The organism is Bacillus sp. HY001, from assembly GCF_007558965.1.
Classification (GTDB): domain Bacteria; phylum Bacillota; class Bacilli; order Bacillales; family Bacillaceae_G; genus Bacillus_A; species Bacillus_A mobilis.
Window position 1 is genome coordinate 1 of sequence record NZ_VLTE01000155.1, and the last position, 821, is coordinate 821.

Consider the following 821-nt stretch of genomic DNA (forward strand, 5'->3'; position numbering starts at 1 on the left):
CCTGGCTTAATACGACAAGACTCAATGCCCATGTATTCATTAGTAACACTATGTCTCCACAATACAACTGAATCTAATACAAATAACCTTTTGATTACTTCACGTTTTAATTCTAAACGTTCTCCATCATCATCACGGTCATTTAATACTACTACCTCATTATCATCATTTAAATAGATAAAAATGCTTGCTAAAGCCGCAATTCTCTTTGCTATTTTAATTTTATCTTCCGCTCTATAGTATTCTTTATTTTTGACTACTGTTTTTGGGATGTTGCACATCTCTAAAACTTGCTCATAAGAAAAATCAATGAATTCGTCTGGAGATTTCGCTTCGTTTATCCATTGTATTGTAATTGCATCTAAACAATCTGCCGTTAAATCATCCATATTACTCATTACATCATCGACAAGGGTATTCCACCGAGCAGCTTCTTCTATATTTGTAAGTCTTAAATCTTCATCTTTATGTGAAGAAAGTTGAGCTACACCATTAGAAGATTTGGTTTCAATTGGATATTGTAAAACCTTACTTAACTCATCTTCTTCAAATTGATTTTTTGCAATCCCATCTCTTAGCTTATAATAGACAGCAGAGTTATTTACCTCATAATAATCCTCATGGTTTACTATGCTTGTCTTATCTATATTTTGATCATTTTCTACTACTATGGAACTTGAAGGTGCTACATCTTGAAATTCTTTTTCTATAAATCCTTCGATTTCTTTATATATTTCTTCCTTATAGGAATCAATTTTCGCATAAATTTGTACTAATGTAATACCGGATTCTTGCTTTTTTTCTAGCCAAGACACTAATGC

The 821-nt window shown here is 31.7% G+C and carries 1 pseudogene; it reads right to left on the reverse strand.

The features are described from left to right. Positions 1-821, reverse strand: a pseudogene (locus tag FOT98_RS29560) (XRE family transcriptional regulator); the annotation flags it as partial.